3 protein-coding genes and 2 pseudogenes are annotated in these 3,356 nt (G+C 65.3%); 1 reads left to right on the top strand and 4 read right to left on the bottom strand.

From position 1 onward, the window contains the following. A pseudogene (locus JCM19049_RS20045) lies at positions 1 to 137 on the top strand (ISL3 family transposase); the annotation flags it as partial. Positions 138 to 205: 68 nt separating this feature from the next. On the opposite strand, the pseudogene JCM19049_RS10110 reads toward JCM19049_RS20045, so the two are convergent. From JCM19049_RS10110 to JCM19049_RS10095, 4 genes and pseudogenes are all read right to left on the bottom strand, one after another. Beyond that, a pseudogene (locus JCM19049_RS10110) lies at positions 206 to 1,231 on the bottom strand (6-phosphofructokinase). Between the two features lie 233 nt (positions 1,232 to 1,464). Next, positions 1,465 to 1,707, bottom strand: coding sequence for a PspC domain-containing protein (locus JCM19049_RS10105; protein WP_054821522.1), 243 nt, complete (start codon positions 1,705 to 1,707; stop codon positions 1,465 to 1,467). Positions 1,708 to 1,800: 93 nt separating this feature from the next. Next, complete coding sequence (locus tag JCM19049_RS10100) at positions 1,801 to 2,046, bottom strand: hypothetical protein (protein WP_054821521.1); 246 nt, start codon at positions 2,044 to 2,046, stop codon at positions 1,801 to 1,803. A gap of 12 nt (positions 2,047 to 2,058) precedes the next feature. After that, positions 2,059 to 3,356, bottom strand: a 1,298-nt coding sequence (locus tag JCM19049_RS10095) for a PspC domain-containing protein (protein WP_054821520.1), incomplete at its 5' end; no start/stop codon positions are given.

Genomic DNA, 3,356 nt, shown 5'->3' with positions numbered 1-3,356 from the left:
GGCCCCACCGAAGCGATCAATGGAAGGTTGGAACACCTGCGCGGTAGCCTCTGGGGTTCCGGAGCCTAGCGAATTATATTGCTCGTTCACTTTTGGAATCTGGCGGGTTCAGACCCGTTTTACACCCTGGATTGTGAAGAGCCCGTTAAACGCCCCGGCCCCGGCCCCGCGATGGGGGCCGGGGCCGGCATGATGTGCGCCCGGGTCAGCCGAAGAGGATCTTTGCCTCGTCATAACGGTCCTGCGGCACGCGCTTGAGGTTGTTCACCGCCGCGCTGAGCGGGACCCGGTTAATCTGCGTGCCGTGCAGGGCCACCATGGTGCCCCACTGGCCGGCGGCCACCGAATCCACCGACGCCATGCCCAGGCGGGTGGCCAGCACCCGGTCAAAGGCGGTCGGCACGCCGCCGCGCTGAATGTGTCCCAGCACGGTGGCGCGGGTTTCCAGACCGGTGTTCTGCTCAATGAGCGGGGCCAGGACTTCACCGATCCCACCCAGCCGGGGCCGACCATGGCGGTCCACCCCGCGGGAGCTGAACGCGGCATCCTCACCCTCGGGCACGAACCCCTCGGACACCACCACCAGCGGTGCGCGGCCACGTTCGTGGGCTTCACGTACCCAGGTGAAGATCTGTTCCATGCTGGTGGACACCTCGGGGATCAGGATCGCGTGGGCGCCGGAGGCCATGCCGGCGTGCAGGGCAATCCAGCCCACGTCGCGGCCCATCACCTCGGCCACCATGCACCGGTGGTGGGATTCGCCGGTGGTGCGCAACCGGTCAATGGCCTCCACGGCGATCTGGTTGGCGGTGTCGAAGCCGAAGGTGTAGTCGGTGGCGTCCAGGTCGTTGTCGATGGTCTTGGGGACTCCGACAATCGGCAGTCCCGCTTCGCATAGGCGCTGGGCCCCGGCCAGGGTGCCCTCCCCGCCGATCGCGATGACCGCGTCCACCTCCAGGCGGGCCAGGGTCTGGCGGATCTGCTCCGGACCCCCGTTTTCGCCCTCGAACGTTGGTGCGTGAGGTGCCCAGGATTGTTCCGCCCTGCTTGGAGATGCCGCGCACCTGGTGGCGCGGCAGCGGCATCAGGTCGCCTTCCTTGACCCCGCGCCAGCCGTCACGGAACCCGACGAATTCATAGTCGTAGCTTTTGATCCCGTTCAGCACAGCGCCGCGGATGACGCGTTCAAGCCGGGGCAGTCGCCGCCGGAGGTCAACAGGCCAATACGCATATCTGCTCATTTCTGCCGGGACGAACAGCCGCACCGATGCGTGGGGAGCAGGACCAGTGGGCCGGCCACCCTCATGGATTGGATCTGTTCATCATCTGTCGTTGTCCACAGCGCCCCGTTGAGCCGTCTACGTTGCGAGTCTATCGGCTTAAGGATGTGGCGGCGAGTACACCGGAAAGATCCCTTCCGGTGTACGCGCCGCCACTCTCGCCCCGCTTGCCGGGACGCGGCTGCTACAGCGCGCGCAACCACTTTTGCAGGATAATGCTGCCATCCTGGGCCGGAATCAGCAGCCACGCCACGATGTAGGCGCCAATGCCAATGACCGGCAGCAGGAAGGAGAGCAGCATCGCGATCCGCACAAGCGAAACGTCCCAGCCGAACTTGTCGGCAATGCCGCCAGCCACACCGCCGGCCATGCGCGCCGGTCCGCGACGCAGCGGCATGGAACGCAGGGAGTTGAAGAATTTATCCATCAGGGTCCGTCCTTAGATAGTGCTCGTCAAAAGAATGGGTTCGGCCAACGTCCGCCTCGGGGACGGGCCACGGGGTGAAAGTACCCCAGGGTACTAGAAGGTGGTCGAGTCGTGTGGCGGGTACTCCTTGCGTTTGGCCGCACGCCGGGCCGAGCCGATGCCCGAGACGATCAACGCGACACCGGCCAGGGCAATCAACGCGATAAAGAACAGCGGGGCGTCGAAGTCCCAGGACAGCACGTGACTGCTCAATTGTGCCAGTGCCACCAGAACCAGGATCAATCCGAATACCAGGGTTCCGGTGGGGAACTTGGAACGGTCATATTTTTCGGGAGTCATTGTTGCTCATCCTTAGAAATCTGGGGTGGTCACGGTGCTGGAGTCCGAGGGCAGCGCCTTGATCTTTGAGAAGGCGCCGTTCACGTCCACGATCAGCAGTGGTTTGCTCGAGTCGCTGCTCCCCGGGGCGCCGCTACCGTGCTGGGAGAGGAAGATGCCATCACTTTGGATGCGTACCGGCACTTCCTCGGGCAGCCGCAGGTTCACCGAGGCAAAGACGGTGTTGACCTCGACGGTGGTTGGTGAGGTGATGTCGGCGTACTGTCGCAGGTCGATGGTGGCGTTGCTGAAGATCGCGTTGTACTCACCGTCGCTGTCCGAAGTGATGACCCCGCCGGAGCTGGTGCCAAATCCGCTGCTGCTTACGGCCCCGGAGTTGCCGAAGATCAGGGTCAGCACCAGCAGCGGGATCGCCAACCCCAGCAGGCCCCCACTGGTGCGGTGTGCCAGGGCCGCGATCACCAGGGCCAGACCCACGAAGAGCAGGCCCAGGGACAGCGCCAACGGCCAGGAGCCGCCGGGGAAGTCGACCAGTCCGAGGTAGTCAAGGCCGAAGACCACGGCAATGATCAGTGCCGTCGCCCCGACAATGATGGTGGCCACCCAACCTGGGATCGGGGGTGCCAACGGAATCTTCTGCTTGCCCTTGGACTCCTTGCCGATGTAGTAATCCTTGCCGGGGTACTCATCCTGCCCGGAAGGGGGCTGGGTGCCGGGGTAGTAGTGGCCCGAATCGGACTCCATGGTGGGCTCCTTGATGTTGAAGCGGGAACGGGGTGGCGCGTCGGAGGCCGAGCGCCCGAAGATGTTCTGCGGCCCGGGCTGCCGTGGCAGGTCCTGCTCAGCGCGGACCGTGTCATCCACCGGGTTCGCTGAAGGAGCCGGGTCCTGCCAGCTGACTTCCGGATCATGCAGCACCACTGCGGTGCTGCCGGTGTGTCCGCTGGCATCCGCCGGATAGGTCGGGGCGGCGGTGTCGGTGGGGCGCGGACCGCGGGCGAACTTCGTGTTGTTGCGGCTAAAGACCACGAACAGCACGCCGGCGACAATCAGCAGCGGCCACACGAACGGGGCGATGCTGCTAAAGGCCCAGGGGGCGGGCCCGACACCGAGCAGGAAGGTGACCAGGGCACCGGTCATGCCGCTGGTCCAGTTCTTCTGCAGCGCCTGCTCGACGTGGATTTGGTCGTTCTCATCCGGCAGGAACGCCCACGCCAGGCCGTAGGCGATCAAGCCCACTCCGCCCAGCAGGGCCAGGGCGACCGCCACGCCGCGCACCAGCACCGCGTCAACCTGCAGGCGCTGCGCGA

It is taken from the genome of Arthrobacter sp. JCM 19049 (genome assembly GCF_001310435.1).
The sequence above is the reverse complement of the archived record's forward strand: the minus strand, read 5'-3'. Positions and strand labels throughout refer to the sequence as shown.